The organism is Sinorhizobium sp. M4_45, assembly GCF_002885915.1.
Lineage (GTDB): Bacteria > Pseudomonadota > Alphaproteobacteria > Rhizobiales > Rhizobiaceae > Sinorhizobium > Sinorhizobium meliloti_A.
In genome coordinates, this window is the sequence record NZ_NWVE01000008.1 from 73,512 (window position 1) to 91,971 (window position 18,460).

At 59.9% G+C, this 18,460-nt stretch carries 18 protein-coding genes and 2 pseudogenes; 17 read left to right on the top strand and 3 right to left on the bottom strand.

The features are described from left to right. The first annotated feature begins 3 nt into the window (after positions 1–3). Positions 4–1,005, top strand: coding sequence for a P-type DNA transfer ATPase VirB11 (virB11, locus tag CN933_RS21235; protein WP_102762278.1), 1,002 nt, complete (start codon positions 4–6; stop codon positions 1,003–1,005). A gap of 646 nt (positions 1,006–1,651) precedes the next feature. Here the strand turns inward: virB11 and CN933_RS21240 are convergent. Next, entirely contained in the window at positions 1,652–2,485 is an 834-nt protein-coding gene (locus CN933_RS21240; RefSeq protein WP_102762279.1) for an IS5 family transposase, read from the bottom strand. A 92-nt stretch (positions 2,486–2,577) separates the two neighbouring features. Here CN933_RS21240 and CN933_RS21245 point away from each other — a divergent pair, with 92 nt between their 5' ends. From CN933_RS21245 to CN933_RS32425, 4 genes and pseudogenes are all read left to right on the top strand, one after another. Then, positions 2,578–2,814: a Rap1a/Tai family immunity protein gene (locus CN933_RS21245; RefSeq protein WP_280951615.1), complete on the top strand. Its 237-nt coding sequence runs from the start codon at positions 2,578–2,580 to the stop codon at positions 2,812–2,814. A gap of 781 nt (positions 2,815–3,595) precedes the next feature. Further along, complete coding sequence (locus CN933_RS21250; RefSeq protein WP_102762280.1) at positions 3,596–4,180, top strand: LabA-like NYN domain-containing protein; 585 nt, start codon at positions 3,596–3,598, stop codon at positions 4,178–4,180. 317 nt (positions 4,181–4,497) lie between these two features. Next, positions 4,498–4,647, top strand: a pseudogene (locus CN933_RS32580) (helix-turn-helix domain-containing protein); the annotation flags it as partial. A gap of 61 nt (positions 4,648–4,708) precedes the next feature. Beyond that, positions 4,709–5,379: pseudogene (locus tag CN933_RS32425) on the top strand (low temperature requirement protein A); the annotation flags it as partial. Here CN933_RS32425 and CN933_RS31575 read toward each other — a convergent pair. Next, positions 5,358–5,648, bottom strand: coding sequence for a hypothetical protein (locus CN933_RS31575; protein ID WP_180980786.1), 291 nt, complete (start codon positions 5,646–5,648; stop codon positions 5,358–5,360). The pseudogene CN933_RS32425 and the gene CN933_RS31575 overlap by 22 nt on opposite strands. A gap of 65 nt (positions 5,649–5,713) precedes the next feature. Here CN933_RS31575 and CN933_RS21265 point away from each other — a divergent pair, with 65 nt between their 5' ends. The 12 genes from CN933_RS21265 (at position 5,714) to CN933_RS21320 (ending at position 17,513) form a co-directional block, all read left to right on the top strand. Continuing rightward, entirely contained in the window at positions 5,714–6,409 is a 696-nt protein-coding gene (locus CN933_RS21265) for a GntR family transcriptional regulator (RefSeq protein ID WP_026168832.1), read from the top strand. A 412-nt stretch (positions 6,410–6,821) separates the two neighbouring features. Further along, positions 6,822–7,424, top strand: a complete 603-nt coding sequence (locus CN933_RS21270) for an amino acid synthesis family protein (protein ID WP_102762281.1) — start codon at positions 6,822–6,824, stop codon at positions 7,422–7,424. Between the two features lie 15 nt (positions 7,425–7,439). Further along, on the top strand, positions 7,440–8,273 hold the full coding sequence (locus tag CN933_RS21275; RefSeq protein ID WP_018097226.1) for an alpha/beta fold hydrolase: 834 nt from the start codon (positions 7,440–7,442) through the stop codon (positions 8,271–8,273). Next, positions 8,270–9,199, top strand: a complete 930-nt coding sequence (locus tag CN933_RS21280; protein ID WP_102762282.1) for a flavin reductase family protein — start codon at positions 8,270–8,272, stop codon at positions 9,197–9,199. Before CN933_RS21275 ends, CN933_RS21280 begins: the two co-directional genes overlap by 4 nt. Continuing rightward, positions 9,196–10,236 (top strand): LLM class flavin-dependent oxidoreductase, encoded by a 1,041-nt coding sequence (locus tag CN933_RS21285; RefSeq protein ID WP_018097224.1) that lies wholly within the window; start codon positions 9,196–9,198, stop codon positions 10,234–10,236. The genes CN933_RS21280 and CN933_RS21285 overlap by 4 nt, the downstream gene beginning before the upstream one ends. Before the next feature lie 5 nt (positions 10,237–10,241). Further along, a complete protein-coding gene (locus CN933_RS21290; protein ID WP_102762283.1) occupies positions 10,242–11,705 on the top strand; it encodes an aldehyde dehydrogenase in 1,464 nt (487 codons plus the stop codon). A gap of 5 nt (positions 11,706–11,710) precedes the next feature. Next, positions 11,711–12,052 carry an NIPSNAP family protein gene (locus tag CN933_RS21295; protein ID WP_102762443.1) on the top strand — a complete coding sequence of 114 codons (342 nt, stop codon included), beginning with the start codon at positions 11,711–11,713 and terminating at the stop codon, positions 12,050–12,052. 26 nt (positions 12,053–12,078) lie between these two features. Continuing rightward, positions 12,079–13,089, top strand: coding sequence for a polyamine ABC transporter substrate-binding protein (locus CN933_RS21300; protein ID WP_102762284.1), 1,011 nt, complete (start codon positions 12,079–12,081; stop codon positions 13,087–13,089). A 115-nt stretch (positions 13,090–13,204) separates the two neighbouring features. After that, positions 13,205–14,080, top strand: coding sequence for an ABC transporter permease (locus tag CN933_RS21305; RefSeq protein WP_102762285.1), 876 nt, complete (start codon positions 13,205–13,207; stop codon positions 14,078–14,080). A gap of 1 nt (position 14,081) precedes the next feature. Then, positions 14,082–14,882, top strand: coding sequence for an ABC transporter permease (locus CN933_RS21310; RefSeq protein WP_102762286.1), 801 nt, complete (start codon positions 14,082–14,084; stop codon positions 14,880–14,882). Then, positions 14,879–15,958 (top strand): ABC transporter ATP-binding protein, encoded by a 1,080-nt coding sequence (locus CN933_RS21315; protein ID WP_018097218.1) that lies wholly within the window; start codon positions 14,879–14,881, stop codon positions 15,956–15,958. Before CN933_RS21310 ends, CN933_RS21315 begins: the two co-directional genes overlap by 4 nt. An 82-nt stretch (positions 15,959–16,040) precedes the next feature. Further along, positions 16,041–17,513 carry an NAD-dependent succinate-semialdehyde dehydrogenase gene (locus tag CN933_RS21320; RefSeq protein ID WP_018097217.1) on the top strand — a complete coding sequence of 491 codons (1,473 nt, stop codon included), beginning with the start codon at positions 16,041–16,043 and terminating at the stop codon, positions 17,511–17,513. 259 nt (positions 17,514–17,772) lie between these two features. Here CN933_RS21320 and CN933_RS21325 read toward each other — a convergent pair whose 3' ends face one another. Then, a complete protein-coding gene (locus CN933_RS21325; RefSeq protein ID WP_018097216.1) occupies positions 17,773–18,432 on the bottom strand; it encodes a phytochelatin synthase family protein in 660 nt (219 codons plus the stop codon). Positions 18,433–18,460: the final 28 nt, after the last annotated feature.

An 18,460-nucleotide genomic window follows, 5' to 3' on the forward strand; every position in this document is an offset into this window, starting at 1 on the left:
AATATGACTGAGGGACCTGATGCAGCAGTCGTCCGCGAACTACTTGCTCCGTTTTCGCGGTTCCTAAAAGACACGTCCCTTTATGAGGTGATCGTAAATAGGCCCGGGCAGGTTTTGACCGAAGGCGCCGAAGGTTGGCGGACCCATGACACGCCGGAGCTGACCTTCGAGAAGCTGATGCGCCTTGCCCGGGCCGTGGCGTCGTTTTCCAATCAGTCCATCGACGAGAGGCGGCCGATCTTGTCAGCGACCCTGCCAGGAGACGAAAGGATCCAGATGGTCATTCCGCCGGCGACAAGTAACGGCATAGTCAGCATCACCATCCGGAAACCCTCTTCGGTGACACTGAGCCTCGAGGACCTCGAGAAGAATGGGCTGTTCGCGAACGTGACGCACGCTGGCAAAGGGGGTTCAGTGGACCGTAGAATTGTCGATCTTCATCGAAAGGGTGCTTATGCTGAGTTCCTGCGTGAGGCGGTGCTGGCGCGCAAGAACATCATAATTTCGGGAGCGACGGGGTCAGGTAAGACGACACTCTCCAAGGCGCTCATGCGTCATATTCCGATCCATGAGCGGATCATCTCTATCGAAGATACGCCGGAACTCATTATCCCGCAGCCGAACCATGTGCGGTTGTTCTATTCTAAGGGAGGGCAGGGGCTTGCCAACATCAGTGCGAAGGAGCTCCTCGAGTCCTGTCTGCGCATGCGGCCGGATCGTATTCTGCTTCAGGAACTGCGCGATGGAACCGCATTTTATTACATTCGCAACGTCAATTCCGGGCATCCAGGATCGATCACGACGGTCCACTCCGATTGCGCAGCGCTGGCGTTCGAGCAGCTAACGCTGCTCGTGAAGGAATCAGAGGGCGGCCGGGACCTCGGTAGGGATGATATTCATAAGCTTCTGAAGGTCGCAATCGACATAATTGTTCAATGCATGCGCATCGATGGGTGCTTCCGCGTGACGGAGATTTATTTCGACCCAGGCCATGCGGGGCATTGAGATAGCGGGTGCGGTCTGATTGTGTGAAGACCAGCCGCCCGCTGCAGCTGAAACCGACGACCGTGGACATCGGCGTGCCACGAATGCTGGCGCGGAAGTGGGGTCCGCGCCCGCGCGATGAGGCGCCCACCATAAGTCCTCAACGGTTCCGTCACCTCTCAGCACATCCGTCCTTTCCGAAGCTTCGAGCCGAAAAAAGATAGCGCACGCTTGTAATCTCCGTGGCGCTGATATCGCCGACGTCCTCTGTCGTTTGATCATTGAGCTGCAGTAGCGGCGGGACGGCGACACAAGCGCGTCCGTGAAGAGCAGCGAAGGGGGATAGACACTTCGGTCGCACTGGAATTGAGCAGAAAGGTAATTATCGCTGCCCTATATAGATTGGTATATTATAGAATGGCACCCTTAGATGGTATCCATAATGAGAAGTGTAGGTGTCTACATTTCTCGGAAGTGCTGACAATTGTGCAATACAATCAGCCGGTATTTCTCTCTTAGAGCAGAAATCATCTCGAAAACTCTGCAGCCGGCTGGAGCCGAGCAAGTGTGCAGCCGAGGTGCACAATGAAGGTCGCAAACCTTGCGATGGTCCTGATGACAGCTGCGTCCGATGCTCAGGCGTCTAAGAGTCGGACTCGAAAAGTGATCAACGATAGCAATATCTTGCAAGCCGCCTTGTGAGCATGCGGAGGTGGGCGATTGTGATCCAGGCCTGGGCTGAAGCGATGGACTTCTCGAAGTCTTTCGCCAGCCTGCGGCATCGCCCCAGCCACGCGAATGTGCGCTCGACAACCCACCGGCGGGGTAGGATCTCAAACGCCTTGGTCTTGTCGGAGCGCTTGATGATTTCGAGTGTCCACTTGCCGGTATTCTTCAGTCGGCTCTTCAGCTTTTCGCCCGCGTAGCCACCATCGGCAAAGACATGAAGCAGCCAAGGCCATCTGTGGCGGATGGACTTCAAGAGATCGGGCGCTCCGTCGCGATCCTGAACGTCAGCCCCGTGCACCATGAGGCCGACCATCAGGCCAAGCGTGTCGACGATGATATGGCGCTTGCGGCCCTTGATCTTCTTTCCCGCATCAAAGCCGCGAACGCCGCCGCTTTCGGTGGTTTTGACACTCTGGCTATCGATCACACCCGCTGTGGGAGAGGCCTGTCTTCCCTCCAATTCCCGTGTCTCCATGACGAGATGGTGGTTGATCCGGTTCCACAGGTCGGTCGCTCGCCATTCGTAGAAGTAGCCCTGGACAGTGGAAAATGGCGGGAAGTCCTTCGGCAGCATCCGCCATTGGCAACCGGTCGACGCGATGTAAAGCAGCGCGTTCACCACCTCACGCATATCGGTCTTGCGCGGTCTACCAAGCCGACGGGGCGGCGGCATGAACGGCGCGATTAAGGACCACTCGCGGTCCGTAAGATCACTTGCATATCGCTGCGCCCGTCGCGCATATTGCCGCCGGGTGAAATCAGTCCAAGCCATCGTGGCCTCCATCGAATCTTAGCAAATCCGACGGAATCACAACTTACTGATTTCACTCAACTCTTTTCCGGTCAGCCTCTAACGGCAATGAGATCAATCGGTGGTGTGAAAATGACCCTGCCATAGCACTGGCCTACGTCGACGGGATTATGGACGCATACGTCACGGTGGGACCTCCAATCGATTATTGCCCAGCCAGGGACGTGACTTATGGGCAAGTCCGCGACGTCGTCTGTAAATGGGTCAACAATAATCCAGAGGAGAGACATAGGTCAGGCGCCTTGCTGGTCCCTCTGGCGTTGAGCAAGGTTTGGCCCTGCCAGGACTAATCCCGAGCACTGAAAGCTGCCGACGCAGTCGCTGATAGCGACGAATTCATCCAGTATGTCAGCGACTTTAGCGCGGACAATGGCGCTCGAAGAGCCGCGGCCAGCACAGAAGCGAACCCCTCGATCAGACATGGCAATCCCTCGGCAACCTTGTCCCCTCACTCCAGTGCGACGAATGCAGCAACTACTTCGCCAACGTCCGGTATGCTTCCGTCAAAACCTGAGACTCCCTCGAGCTGGTTGGCGCGGCATCGCTGGACCGCTCCCGAAATGGTGAATTAGCTCCCGAAATGGGAAGCGGTTCTGGCGGCCACCGCTGCCGCCTCTGCTGCCCTTGGTATCACTGCCTGGTTGCAACAAACTCGCCTGATCAGCGATGAGCGACCCTCGCTTGCCGTGCTCCCGTTCCACAATCTCGGCGGTGACGCGAAGTGGGACAGTAGGACTGTCGGAAGACATCATCAGCGGGCTCTCCCACCCCCGAAGTCTCTTCTTGGTCGCGCGCACCTCTTCGGAGCATCAGGACACACGGCCGGCCCGCAAAAGGTCAGCAAGGAGCTTGGCGTGAAGTATCTCCTGCAGGGCAGCGTCAGTCTCGGACTAGATTAGATTGGCTAGTCCCCCGGTGTGCTCCGCGCTAAGCGGGGGCGGGGAGGAAGGATGAGCCGAATGGACTATACGCAAGTGGTGCCCTATTCGCGTATAGTGCTCCTCTGGAGACTGAACGCCGAGCAAGTTTGCTTCGTTCCGGAGCCCAGCCCTGCGGCGGGAGAGAGCGGCCATGTTCGATCAGCGGGAGAAGATCGCGCTCCTCATCGACGGCGCCAATCTGTTTGCCGCCGCGAAGGCGCTCGGCTTCGACATTGATTACCGCAAACTGCTCGGGGCTTTTCGCAAGCGAGCTTATCTGCTCCGGGCCAACTACTATTGCGCGCTGGCGGAGAACGAGGAAACGGCTACAATCCGGCCGCTGATAGACTGGCTCGACTACAATGGATACCAGGTGGTGACCAAACCTGTCAGAGAATTCACCGACTCGCTCGGACGTCGCAAGGTCAAGGGCAACATGGATGTGGAGCTAGCGATCGACGCCCTCGAAATGTCAAAGACGGCCGATCATATCGTGATTTTCTCAGGCGATGGCAACTTCACGAGTCTTGTCGTGGCATTGCAACGTAATGGGCGCAAGGTCTCGGTAGTGTCGACCATGGCGACGCGGCCACCAATGATTTCAGACGCACTGCGCCGCGAAGCCGATCACTTCATTGAGCTGGATAGGCTCCGGGGCGAGATAAGCCAGGCGCTTTCAGAAAGCGCCTCAAACGGCGGCGAAAATGGTCACGCAGTATCGGCACTTGGGGCGTGAGGAGCGTAGCGCGCTACCCCGCGCAGCGTACATAAAGTATGATTAAACAACAAACCCATTATTTTTTATTGTCTCTCTACGACTTTCGGATAATATCCTTGTTGCAGCGGCCCATCTTTCCTGAATTGCCCTTAGAACGTGATGTATTGGCGAGGGGGAAGAAGTATTGCGGAGTCGATGATTGATATTGCATCAGAATACAGTTTGAACATTGATTAAGCCCGGATCGCTACGATCCGGGCTTCTTTCGGCCTATTCTGAAGGAATAGGCAGGCAGCCATATACCACCCCGGACCGAACAACCGCCCATGTGAGATATAGATGTGAGATATAGCCGCCCCAAGGACCGCAAAAGCTTGTCGAACGCGCCGCCACCGGGCGAAGGCATGAGCGATGTGTGCCGGGAGTTCGGCATCTCGCGCAAGACCGGGTACAAGATCTTCAACCGCTACAAGGAAGACGGTCTGTATCCATCCGGCGAAGGCCACGGCACTTATGATTTCGGCTCGTCTGCCATGATGCGTTCGATCTTTTCGAAGAGGCGACTTGGCCTCGTTCATGACCTTCTTCCGGATTACCGTCTGGCTTATTATTTCAAGCATCTTCTGGATCACGGGAGGTCTGCCCGAACCGAATCTGCGCGTCGTCCTGTGGATCGTGGCACTTGCTCTGGAATACGTAGGTCCGATGGTCAGATACTGGGTACCGCGTCTCGGAGCTTCGCCGCGGGAAACGCTCGACATCGACGGGGAACTCCTCGCTGAACGCAGCGCGCTTTTTGTCATTATCGCGCTCGGCGGGGAGACCATACTGACGATCGGCAAACACACGTTTGAAAACCTGGACACTGAAGGTACGCCTCCGGTGCTGTGTCTTTCCTTCCTGACTACCGTTCTCATGTGGTGGATCTATTTTCACGACGGCCAGGAACGCGCTGCTGACAAGGCAGAGGACACGTCTAGCTAAACCGCAAACCACCGCGCAGTATCTCTTCACCTACGGTCACCTTCCGATCGTAGGCGGCATCATCTTTACCGCCTTCGCAGAAGACTTCAGACTTCAGCCTGGCGCATCCTCAATCCGGAACATACAATAGCGCGCTGGCGCAGCTCGGCGGACCGATCCTGTTCCTTGCAGGGACAATGTGGATGAAAGGGGTGCCTTCGCGCGTCCTGCCTTATTCGCATGCCTGTGGCATCGGCAAGCGCGAAATTCGACTTCGGCAAAAAGCAGCGGCACGGTAAATATCGCGTTGTTCCGCTTCAGTTAACAGTGGTTTCTTCGCGACGATCGCCTCGAGCAGCTTGCGTAACTCCGTCGACATCCGTCGCGAAAAGGCCGTACCGACTTCGCCGACATAGGCGAGCTCACCCCCTTGCGTGCTTCCATCCTGGTTCGGTTCAAAGGGGATCGCGCCCAGGCGGCTGGAGATATCGCTCGGTTGATCGCCATTGAAGAATTTAGGCATACGAGTATTATGGTACACCGTAATATCATTAGCGTCGGCAGACGAACCGATATTGAGGTAGAATGATGAACGCTGATTTGCGGGAGACCGACATCCGAGTAGAGCGTCCGGCCAAGACATTGAGGGAACTAGCACTCGAAAAGGTTCGGGATGCAATTGTAGACGGCTATTTCAAACCTGGCGAACGCCTCGTCGAGCGTGATCTCTGCGGTCAACTGGGCGTGAGCCGCACGGTCGTCCGTGAGGTGCTACGCCATCTCGAATCCGAGGGGCTCGTAGCGAGCTTACCGAACAAGGGACCGATCGTCGCGCTCCTCGACTTGGATGAGGCAAAGCAGATTTATGAAATCCGTGGTGCCCTCGAAGGAATGGCTGCGCGGCTGTGCGCGGAACGACGCGACCCGGCCATCGCGGAGGCTCTCCAAGCGTCGTTGAAGGGCATCCGCGAGAGCTATGCCGCCAAGGACATGCATGGCGTTCTCAACCAGACTTCCGCTTTCTATCAAACATTGTTCACCCGGGTTGATCGGCACGTCGCCTGGGGCGTCGTGAATCTTCTGACCGTCCGGATCAACCATCTGCGCTCCATGACGATCAAGACCAACAATCGCGACGTCGAAGGACCTGCGCAAATGGAAAAAATCGTCGATGCGATCAGAAGGGGCGACGGCGAAGCGGCCTGCAGAGCCGCCCTTGACCATGTCGCCCGCGCCGCTGCCATCGCGGAAACGCTCATCGCCGCTCAGCAGACGGGCGAGTGAATAGTTACGGTGGAAGGCAGAATGGCCCTGCCTTCCCGAGACGATGCTGTCGACCTGGCCCACTCCGGTTATCCGGGAGCTGGTCACCGATCGCTTCTGCCAAGGCGACGGCATTGTAATTGAGCCCGCGCACCTCCTTTTCCTGCAATAGCGCCCCACACACATCGGACGTCTGTGCAGCGGCCGCCGGCGACCAGTTTGGCGTTCGGCCCTGGGTCCATCTGACAGGCTTCGCGCACCCGCGCCGCGACAGGAGGTTGGCTTCTCTCCCGCCAGTCGCCGACGCAAGGCGATTTTCTTCAATGCCCATCCGTTGCTCCCGACGTTTCTGGCTCGGCTTCAAGGGACGCTTGACACTGCAATATTATGGTATACCATAAGACGTAATAGATATGGTTGGGAAGGATTTCCAATGCCCGTTCAGATCCGCAAAACGCTGCTCCAGATCGAAACGACCTTGATCGAAGGAGGCAAGGCCACCCCGCAGCCGTTGAAGCTGTTTTCGGCGCTGGCGGTGGTGAAAAATCCGTGGGCGGGGCGGGGCTTCGTGGAGGACCTCAAGCCGGAGATCCATGCGGCAGCACCTGTGCTTGGGGAGCTCCTGACCAGAATGATTATCGACGCCGTCGGCTCAGGCGAAGCGGTCGAAGGCTACGGCAAGGCCGCCGTTGTGGGGCTTGACGGTGAGATCGAGCATGCCTCGGCACTCATCCATACGCTGCGTTTCGGCAATCACTATCGCCAAGCGGTCGGCGCCAAGTCGTACCTCGCCTTCTGCAATACGCGCGGCCCCGCCAACGCCACCGTCATGATCCCACTGATGGACAAGAACGATGAGGGTCGCCGTTCTCACTACCTGACGATTCAGACGGCGATGCCCGATGCGCCGGCCGCCGATGAAATCGTCGTGGCTCTTGGCGCATCGGTTGGCGGACGCCCGCACCATCGGATAGGCGACCGCTATCAGGATCTGAAGGACCTCGGCCAGGACGCCGCCAATCCGGCCGGCGTGTAAACGGCAGGCACTTCGATGCAGACGGTCACATCAAATACGTCCGGGGAGGGCGGCACTGCGCTGCCGCGCAAGATGACTGTGCGCGGAGCCGCCTACCTCGAAGCCGGTGAGGGCGAGCCGTTGATCCTCATTCACGGCGTCGGCATGCGCCTCGAGGCCTGGGCGCCGCAGATCGAAGCCTTCGCCAAGACCCATCGCGTCATCGCGGTGGACATGCCCGGGCATGGCGGGAGCGAGAAAATCGCGGCGGGCAGCACGGTGCGCGACTTCGTCGACTGGTTCGGCCGCTTTCTGGACGATATCGGTATTGACCGTGCGAATCTCGCGGGGCACTCGATGGGTGCGCTGATTTCCGGCGGCGCGGCGGCAACCTTCGCCAACCGCATCACGCGTGTCGCTTATCTCAACGGCGTTTACCGCCGCGATCCCGCGGCAAAGGCGGCCGTTCTGGCCCGCGCAGCGGCAATCCGAACAAGCGGCGTGGACACGGCGGGACCGTTGCTGCGATGGTTCGGCGATGATCCGCAGAGCCAGCGAGCACGGGAATTGACCCGCGTGTGGTTAGAGGCGGTCGATCCGGAAGGCTACGCGACCGCCTATACCGCCTTTGCAAACGGCGACGAGGCCTATGCCGATTGCTGGCCTTCCGTCACTTGCCCCGCCCTTTTCCTCACGGGTTCGGGAGACCCGAATTCGACGCCGGAAATGGCTGAGCAGATGGCGTCGCTGACGCCGAACGGATGGGCTCGCGTCGTCGACGGTCACAGACATATGGTCAATCTGACCGCGCCGGAAAGTGTCAATGCGCTGATGGCGGAGTGGCTGAATTACCGGGAGGAGCCGGCATGAGTGTGGAAGATCCAAGAGCCTTGCGCGACGCCTTTGGCGCCTTTGCGACCGGAGTGACGGTGGTGACGGCGAACAATCCGGCGGGCCGGCCAATCGGTTTTACAGCCAATTCCTTTACGTCGGTCTCGTTGGATCCGCCCCTGCTGCTCGTGTGTATTGCCAAGACCTCGCGCAATTATGAGACGATGACCGGAGCGGAGCGTTTCGCCGTCAACGTCCTGTCCGAAACACAAAAAGACATCTCCAACACCTTCGCCCGGCCGGTGGAGGATCGGTTCGCGGCCGTCGACTGGAGGAAAGGGCCGAATGGTTGCCCGATCTTTTCCCAGGTCGCGGCCTGGTTCGAGTGTTCGAAGCAGGACCTCATAGAGGCTGGCGATCATGTGATAATGGTTGGGCGCGTAACGGCCTTCGAGAACAGCGGGCTAAATGGCCTCGGCTATGCCCGCGGCGGCTATTTCACGCCTAGGCTGGCGGGCAAGGCCGTTTCCGCGGCCGTCGGGGGCGAAATTCGTCTCGGCGCAGTGCTCGAGCAGCAGGGCTCAGTATATCTCGTGGGCGATGAAACGCTGTCGATCCCGAGTTGCACCGTCGAAGGCGATGACCCCGCCCGGACCCTGGCGGCGCATCTCGAGCAATTGACCGGACTAAACGTCACCATCGGCTTTCTCTATTCAGTCTATGAAGACAAGAGCGATGGACGGCAACACATCGTCTATCACGCACTGGCCAGCGACGGTGCCCCGCAAAGAGGCCGGTTCCTGAGGCCGGAGGACGCCGCCGCGGCGAAATTCAGCAGCACCGCGACCGCCGACATCATCAATCGTTTCGTGCTCGAAAGCTCCATCGGCAATTTCGGTATGTACTTCGGCGACGAGACCGGCGGCACGGTTCATCCGATCGCGAACAAGGACGCACGCACATGAAATTCTCGCTTTTCGTACACATGGAACGTCTCGATGCCTCGCAGGACCACAAGTCGCTCTACGAGGAATTCGTCGCGCTCTGCGAGATCGCAGACAAGGGTGGCATGCACGCGATCTGGACGGGTGAGCACCATGGCATGGAATTCACCATTGCGCCGAACCCGTTTGTAACGATTGCGGACCTTGCCCGCCGCACGAGGAATGTCCGCCTCGGCACCGGCACAGTGATTGCGCCGTTCTGGCACCCGATCAAGCTCGCGGGCGAGGCGGCGATGACGGATCTTATCTGTGACGGCCGCCTCGATATCGGGATCGCCCGCGGCGCGTACAGTTTCGAATACGAGCGGTTGTTGCCGGGCCTGGATGCCTGGAGTGCCGGACAACGGATGCGCGAACTCATTCCGGCCGTGAAGGGGATTTGGGCCGGTGACTACGCCCACGACGGTGAGTTCTGGAAGTTCCCCGCCACCACCTCGGCGCCGAAGCCGCTGCAAGATCCGCATCCACCGATCTGGGTTGCTGCCCGCGATCCGAATTCGCATGAGTTCGCTGTCGCGAACGGCTGCAACGTGCAAGTGACGCCGCTCTGGCAGGATGACGAGGAGGTCCGAAGCCTGATAGGTCGGTTCAACGACGCCTGCGCCAAGAGCCGTGGGGCCGAGCGGCCTAAGATCATGCTGCTGCGTCACACCTATGTCGGCTCCGACGAGGCAGATATCGCGCGAGCCGCTCATGAGATGAGCGTCTACTACAATTACTTTTTCGCGTGGTTCAAGAACGAACGACCGATCAAACAAGGCCTCATCGAACGGATTCCGGAAGAGGAAATTGCCGCCAACGCCATGCTCTCGGCCGAGGCAATGCGACGCAACAACGTCGTCGGCACGGCCGATGAGGTCATCGCCCGGCTGAAGACCTACGAGGCGATGGGGTATGATGAATACTCCTTCTGGATCGACACGGGTATGAGCTTCGAGCGCAAGAAGGCGTCGCTTGAACGCTTCATCGCCGAGGTCATGCCGGCGTTTGCGGAGTAGGGCAGATGCAGCGCTTCCAGTGTTACATCGATGGTGAATTCGGCGACGGCGAGGCCCGGTTCGAAAGCATCGACCCGGCGACGGGCCGTGCCTGGGCGGAGATGCCGGAGGCGCGCGAAGCCGATGTCGATCGCGCCGTTGGAGCGGCGCACAATGCCCTCTATGGCGGAGCATGGCCGAGGCTGACCGCGACGCAGCGAGGCAAGCTGCTGTACAAGCTCGCCGATCTGGTGGCCGCGAATGCCCAGAAACTGGCGGAACTCGAGACGCGCGACACGGGCAAGATCATCCGCGAAACCTCGGCACAGATCGCCTATGTCGCCGACTATTACCGCTATTACGCCGGGTTCGCCGACAAGATCGAAGGATCCTATCTGCCGATCGACAAGCCGGATATGGATGTCTGGCTCCGCCGCGAACCGATCGGCGTCGTCGCCATGGTCGTGCCCTGGAATAGCCAGCTTTTCCTCTCAGCGGTGAAGATCGGTCCGGCGCTTGCGGCCGGCTGCACCATGGTGGTGAAGGCTTCGGAGGATGGACCGGCACCGCTGCTCGAATTTGCGCGGCTGGTGCATGAGGCGGGCTTTCCCGCCGGTGTCGTCAACATCATCACCGGCTTCGGCCCCTCCTGCGGCGCGGCGCTCAGCCGACATCCTCAAGTGGACCACATCGCCTTCACCGGTGGGCCGGAGACCGCGCGCCATGTGGTGCGGAATTCGGCGGAGAATCTCGCCTCGACCTCGCTTGAGCTCGGTGGCAAGTCGCCCTTCATCGTCTTCGCCGACGCCGACCTCGAAAGTGCGGCAAACGCGCAGGTCGCCGGCATCTTCGCGGCGACCGGCCAGAGCTGCGTCGCCGGCTCCCGCCTCGTCGTCGAGCGAACCGTCAAGGACCGCTTCCTGGAGATTCTCAAGGCGAAGGCCGAGGCGGTGCGCCTCGGCAGCCCGCTCGACATGGCGACGGAAGTCGGGCCGTTGGCAACCCGGCGCCAGCGCGCGCACATTGAGGCCCTGATCGCCCGCTCGCTCGCCACCGGCGCCAAAGTGGTGACTGGAGCCAGCGCTCCCGAAGGCGACGGTTTCTACTACCGGCCGACCATTCTCGACTGCGACGGCGGCCGCTCGCCCGCGCTGGAGGAGGAATTCTTCGGGCCGGTCCTTTCAGTCGCCTCCTTCGAGACCGAAGAAGAGGCACTGGCGATCGCCAACGACACCCGTTACGGCCTTGCGGCCGGGCTGTTCACACGGGATCTCACGCGTGCGCACCGGCTGATGAAAAGCATCCGCGCCGGGATCGTCTGGGTCAACACCTATCGGGCGGTCTCGCCGATCGCGCCTTTCGGCGGCTTCGGGCTTTCCGGCCACGGCCGCGAGGGTGGCATGGCGGCGGTGCTCGACTACACTCGGACCAAGACCGTGTGGCTGAGGACCTCGGATGATCCGATCCCGGATCCCTTCGTGATGCGGTGACGGCGATGTTCTACGAGATCCGCACCTATCGGCTGAAGAATGGCGCGATCCCCGCCTACCTGCAGGCGGTGGAGGAGGAAGGGATCGCCATCCAGAAGAAGCATCTTGGCGAACTCGTCGCCTATTTCTTCTCCGAGATCGGACCGATCAACGAGATCGTTCACATCTGGGCCTATGCGAGCCTTGACGACCGAGAGAAGCGTCGCGCGGCGCTGATGGACGACCCGGACTGGCGGGCGTTCCTCCCCAAGATACGCGACCTCATCGAAGTCGCGGAGAACAAGATCATGAAGGCTACGCGCTTTTCGCCCACCGGCGGCGCATCACCAGAACAACCAATCAAGTAAAACCGGGAACAACGGAGCAAGGGAACATGAAGAGGATATTCGCTTTAACGATCGTCGCCGCCGCCATGGCAACATCCGCGCCGGCATCCGCCGCCGATCTCGTTTTTTCAAGCTGGGGCGGCACGACACAGGACGCGCAGAAGGCTGCTTGGGCTGACAAGTTCGCGGAGAAAACCGGCATCAACGTGCTGCAGGACGGGCCGACCGACTACGGCAAGCTCAAGGCCATGGTCGAGGCGAATGCCGTCACCTGGGACGTAGTCGACGTCGAGGGCGACTACGCCGCGCAGGCCGGCAAGAAAGGTCTGCTCGAAAAGCTCGACTTCTCAGTTATCGACAAATCGAAACTCGACCCGCGTTTCGTCACCGACTACTCGGTCGGCAGTTTCTATTATTCTTTCGTCATTGGCTGCAACAAGGACGTGGTCGATGCCTGCCCAAAGACGTGGGCCGACCTTTTCGATACGGAAAAGTTCCCCGGCAAGCGCACCTTCTACAAGTGGTCGGCGCCTGGCGTCATTGAAGCAGCGCTTCTCGCGGACGGCGTGCCGGCCGACAAACTCTATCCGCTCGATCTCGACCGCGCCTTCAAAAAGCTCGACACTATCAAGGGCGACATCATCTGGTGGTCCGGCGGCGCACAGTCGCAGCAACTCCTTGCCTCTGCTGAGGCACCCTTCGGCAGCCTCTGGAACGGTCGCATGACCGCACTAGCCCAAAGTGGCATCAATACCGAAACCTCCTGGGAGCAGAACATCACGGCCGCCGATTCACTCGTCGTGCCGAAGGGAGCGAAGAATAAGGAAGCGGCGATGAAGTTCATTGCACTTGCAACATCGGCCGAGGCTCAAGCTGAACTCGCCAGTTTAACCGGCTACGCGCCCATCAATCTGGATTCCCCAAAAGTGATGGACCCGGAAGTGGCCAAAACGCTGCCGGACGCGCAGACGGCGAGCCAGGTTAACGCCGACATGAACTACTGGGCAGAAAACCGCGATGCGATTGGTGAGCGCTGGTACGCCTGGCAGGCGAAATAACCACCGGGAACCACTGGGAGGACGGCTGTGGCGTTCTTCCGGTGCTCCGGCGGTCAGAGGGCTGCGTGCTGTCCCGTGACGGCGCATTGCCCTCTTAATGGGAGGAAAGACGACGATGGTTACGCAGACCGAAACCGAGAGCGGGAGACCGTTTGCGCCCGTACGCGCCCGGCGGCCGAGCGACTTTGATCTGACTTTGCCGGCGCTCGGCCTGCTGATCCTGTTCTTCGTGCTGCCGGTCGCCATCCTGCTGATGCGCAGCGTCACGGAACCAATGCCGGGCCTCGGCAACTACGTCGAACTGCTGGGCTCTTCGACCTATTTGCGCATATTTGTAAACACCTTCATCGTATCCGGCCTGGTGACGTTTGTCTCACTGCTGATCGGTTTTCCGGTCGCTTGGGCGCTCGCCATCATGCCCAGCCGCGTCGCTTCGATCGTCTTCGCCATTCTGCTCCTGTCCATGTGGACCAATCTGCTGGCACGCACCTATGCCTGGATGGTGCTACTGCAGCGCACCGGTGTCATCAACAAGCTGCTGATCGGGATGGGGCTCATCGACAAGCCGCTGCCGCTCGTCAACAATCTGACCGGTGTGACGATCGGCATGACCTACATCATGCTGCCCTTCATCATCCTGCCGCTCTATGGCGTCATTCGGAAGATCGACCCGGCCATCCTGCAGGCGGCCGCACTTTGTGGCGCCAACCGCTGGCAATCGCTCGTCCGCGTGCTCTTGCCGCTGGCGATGCCGGGCATGGCGGCGGGAGCGCTCATGGTCTTCGTCATGTCGCTCGGCTACTTCGTCACGCCGGCGCTGCTCGGCGGTACCGCGAACATGATGCTCGCCGAACTCATTGCGCAGTTCGTCCAGTCTCTCGTCAATTGGGGCATGGGTGGTGCCGCAGCCCTTGTGCTGCTGGTCGTCACGCTCGCACTTTATGCCGTCCAGCTCCGCTTCTTCGGCACCGATCGGATGGGAGGGCGCTGAGATGCTTTTGAACTTCGATCGCCTCGGCTGGTGGAAGCTCGTTCTCCTCGGCATCACGCTGCTGACTACGGCATTTCTGCTTCTGCCGATCCTGTTCATCGCGGCGCTGTCCTTCGGATCGTCGCAATGGCTGATCTTTCCGCCGCCCGGCTGGACGCTCAAATGGTATCAGGAGCTTCTCGCCGATCCGCGTTGGCTCGAGTCCGCCTGGACGAGCTTCCAGATCGCAATCATTGTCACTGTCCTCTCGGTTCTGCTAGGGCTCGTGACCTCGTTCGGCCTAACCCGCGGGCGTTTCCCGCTCCGAGAAGCCTTGAAGGCGCTGTTCCTGACGCCGATGATCTTGCCGGTCGTGGTACTTGCGGTCGCGCTCTACGCATTTTTCCTGCAGATCGGACTCAACGGGACCCTAACTGGCTTCGTCATCTCCCATCTGGTGCTGGCGCTTCCCTTCTCGATCCTGTCGATCACCAATGCGCTCGAAGGCTTCGACAAATCGATCGAGGATGCCGCCGTGTTGTGCGGCGCGTCTCCGCTCGAAGCCAAGCTCCGGGTGACGCTGCCGGCCATCAGCCACGGCATCTTCTCTGCAGCGATCTTCTCCTTCCTCACCTCCTGGGACGAAGTGGTCGTTGCAATCTTCATGTCGAGCCCGACGCTCCAGACGCTCCCCGTGAAAATTTGGGCGACGCTGCGGCAGGATCTGACACCGGTCGTTGCCGCGGCTTCCACACTTCTCATTCTCTTGACCGTGCTTTTGATGGTGCTCGTCGCTCTCGTTCGCAAAGGACTGAAATCATGAGCAAACCTTTTCTGCAAATCCGGGGTATTCGCAAAGAGTACGGGCCGGTGACCGCCGTGCAAGACGTCAATCTCGATGTCGCGCAGGGCGAGTTCCTGACATTTCTCGGCCCCTCGGGATCGGGCAAGAGCACCACGCTCTATATTCTCGCCGGCTTTGAGAACCCGACGCGCGGCGACATCCTTCTCAACGGGCAGACTCTGCTATCGACGCCCTCTCACAAGCGCAACATCGGCATGGTATTCCAGCGTTATACGCTGTTCCCCCACTTGTCCGTCGGCGAGAACATCGCCTTTCCGCTGAAGGTCCGCCGCCTGCCGAAGGCGGAGATCGACGCCAAGGTGCGCGAGATGCTGAAGCTCGTGCGGCTCGAAGGCTTCGAGGACCGCAAGCCCGCGCAGATGTCCGGTGGGCAGCAGCAGCGGGTTGCATTGGCGCGCGCACTCGCATATGACCCACCTGTGTTGTTGATGGACGAGCCGCTCTCGGCACTCGACAAGAAGCTACGCGAGGAGATCCAGCACGAGATCCGCCGGATTCACCAGCAGACGGAAGTGACCATCCTCTACGTTACGCACGACCAGGAGGAAGCGCTTCGCCTTTCCGATCGGATCGCCGTTTTTTCGAAGGGCGTGATCGACCAGATCGGTACCGGGCCGGAGCTCTACGCCAATCCCGCCACGCGGTTCGTCGCCGAGTTCATCGGAGACAGCGATTTCCTGCCCTGCAATGTGGTCTCCACGGCGAACGGCCGGGCAGAGGTCGCTATCTGTGACACAATGAGAGTCGCCAACGTTCCCCTGCATGGAACTGCCTCCTCCGGAGGCAAAGCCTCCCTCATGCTGAGGCCGGAACGCCTGCTCCTGTCTAAAACGCGATCGGACACCGGGTTGCCCGCCACGGTTAGCGATATCACCTTCCTCGGCAACAACGTGCACGTCGCAACAAAGACCAACAAGGGCAACGATCTGTCTGTCCGCCTTCCGTTCGGTCACGAGGCGATCTCGGGCCTCGCTCGCGGCGATGCCGTTTGGTTGAGGTTCGATGCCGGATCGGCGCACGTCTTCGGTCAATGACGGTAGCCGACGCGGCATCGGGACGACACAAATCTGGCTCTTCGGGAGCAAGACGCGCACGTTTGCGCCAGGAGGCCTGCGAATGACGATTTCGGAAACCCTGCTCGTCAAACTGAAGGATACCAGCCTTGCCGTTGACAAGGGGCTGGTGGGCGCCGAGTGGCTCGCGAGAAGCGACAGCGGCAAGACATTCGACGTCACCAATCCAGCGACAGGCGAGGCTATCGCGACATTGCCCGACATGGGCCGGGCCGAAACCGCGCATGCCATCGATGCGGCGCACGCAGCGCAAAAGGCATGGGCGAAAAAGACCGGCAAGGAACGCGCCGCGGTGCTGCGCAACCTCTACGACCTGATGGTTGCCAATGCCGACGACCTTGCTACCATCTTGACCATGGAAATGGGCAAGCCGCTCGCGGAGGCGAGGGGCGAAATCCTTTACGGGGCGTCCTACGTCGAATGGTTCGGCGAGGAAGCAAAGCGCGTCTATGGCGACACCATTCCGGGACACCAGCCAGACAAGCGCATCATCGTGATCAAGCAACCGGTCGGGGTCGTTGCCGCGATCACTCCATGGAATTTTCCGAACGCGATGCTCGCCCGCAAGATGTCGCCGGCGCTCGCAGCCGGTTGCGCCATGGTCTCAAAGCCGGCGGCGGAAACGCCGCTTTCGGCGCTGGCGATCGCGGTCTTGTCGGAGCGCGCCGGCCTGCCGGCGGGACTCTTCAACGTCGTCCTGTCGACCGACTCGGCCAGTGTTGGCCAGGAAATGTGTGCGAACGACAAGGTGCGCAAGCTGACCTTCACCGGTTCCACCAATGTCGGCAAGATCCTGATGCGCCAGGGCGCCGACCAGATCATGAAGCTGGGTCTGGAACTCGGCGGCAATGCCCCCTTTATCGTCTTCGATGACGCCGATCTCGACGCGGCGGTCGAAGGGGCCATGATCTCCAAGTACCGCAATAACGGCCAGACCTGCGTCTGCGCCAATCGGCTGTTCGTGCAGGCCGGGGTCTATGACGCCTTTGCCACGAAGCTCGCGGCCAAGGTGCGGGAGATGAAGATCGGCGACGGGTTTGAGCCGGGAATCGACGCCGGTCCACTGATCTCGGAAAAGGCGCTCGCCAAGGTCGAGGAACATATAGGCGACGCGGTGGCAAAGGGCGCGGAAGTGGTTCTCGGCGGCAATGCCCGAGGCGGTCTGTTTTTCGAGCCAACCGTGCTGACGGGTGTCACCATCGACATGAAGATCGCTCGCGAGGAAACTTTTGGACCTGTTGCGCCGCTCTTCAAATTCGAGACAGAGGAGGAGGTCATTGAAGCGGCCAGCAATACCGAGTTTGGCCTGGCGTCCTACTTCTACTCGAAGGATATGAGCAAGATCTTCCGCGTAGCGGAGGCGCTGGAATACGGCATGGTCGGCATCAACACCGGCCTGATCTCCACCGAGGCGGCCCCCTTCGGCGGCATCAAGCAGTCCGGCCAGGGCCGCGAGGGCTCCAAGTATGGCATTGATGACTATTTGGAGATTAAATACCTCTGCCTAAGCATCTGACCGTAGCGCAGGTTTCGCGCTGACCAATGCACCGGGGGCAAATCTCGACACGGAGTGTGCGTCAAGCTTCGCACTTGGATGGTGACGCGAGCCAACTCCTTCTTCAGCCGCCTGATCTCTTCGGCCTCGTTTTAGGGTCGATCTTTTGCGTTCGAAAGACAGCGCAAAGCGTCATGGAGGCCGTTCCTGCGCGGGCGTAGCCGCGATTTCTGCGATGTTCCGCTCTGTGCACAGACGTTCGCCGGGCTTCTGGCTGACACTACTGGATCAAAAGCAGACCGCGCTTGCGGTCGCCATCAAACGTGTCCATGGCTTTGAATAGGCGTTCGCGTTCGACAAGCCAAGGCTTGTATCGTTCATTGACGTCCAGAACGAAAACCATGTCTTCTTCTTCGAGATACCCTCCAATCGGTGAGTGATGGCCACTGCCGGCGGCGAAAATGCCTTCTCGATTGAAGTTGATGATGTAGCGACGACTTGGATCGTTTGACCGCTTCATGTGTTCCCGAAACTCGTCTGCGGTCAGGTCGCGGAGCACCGTCACGCTGCGTCTGGTCTTTAAACGTGTAAGCTCCGCGAGTTCGTCCAACGTCAGTCCGATGACACAGAAGCCTGTCCAGCAATATCCGGTATCATCGAGCACAGCCGCTTCCGTCGTTTCTTCTTCGCCGATCGAACGAAATGTATTGGCGATACTCGCCGGGCCACATCGCGAGGCATTGGACTGCCAGACGACTTGATGTTGAAAGGTCCACGCGACCGGTAGCGACCAGGCCCGTTGCAAAAGGTCGGGTGTTCTCGTCACCGATCGCTGAATCGTCTCGCTCGAAACGCCGGCAGGCATGCCAAGAAGGGTCACGGCCCCGGCACCGAGCACCGCCGCGACGGCAACGCCGGCAAGTACCCTAACCCACCTCATTCATCACCATTCGCTTGCCTGAATGCCA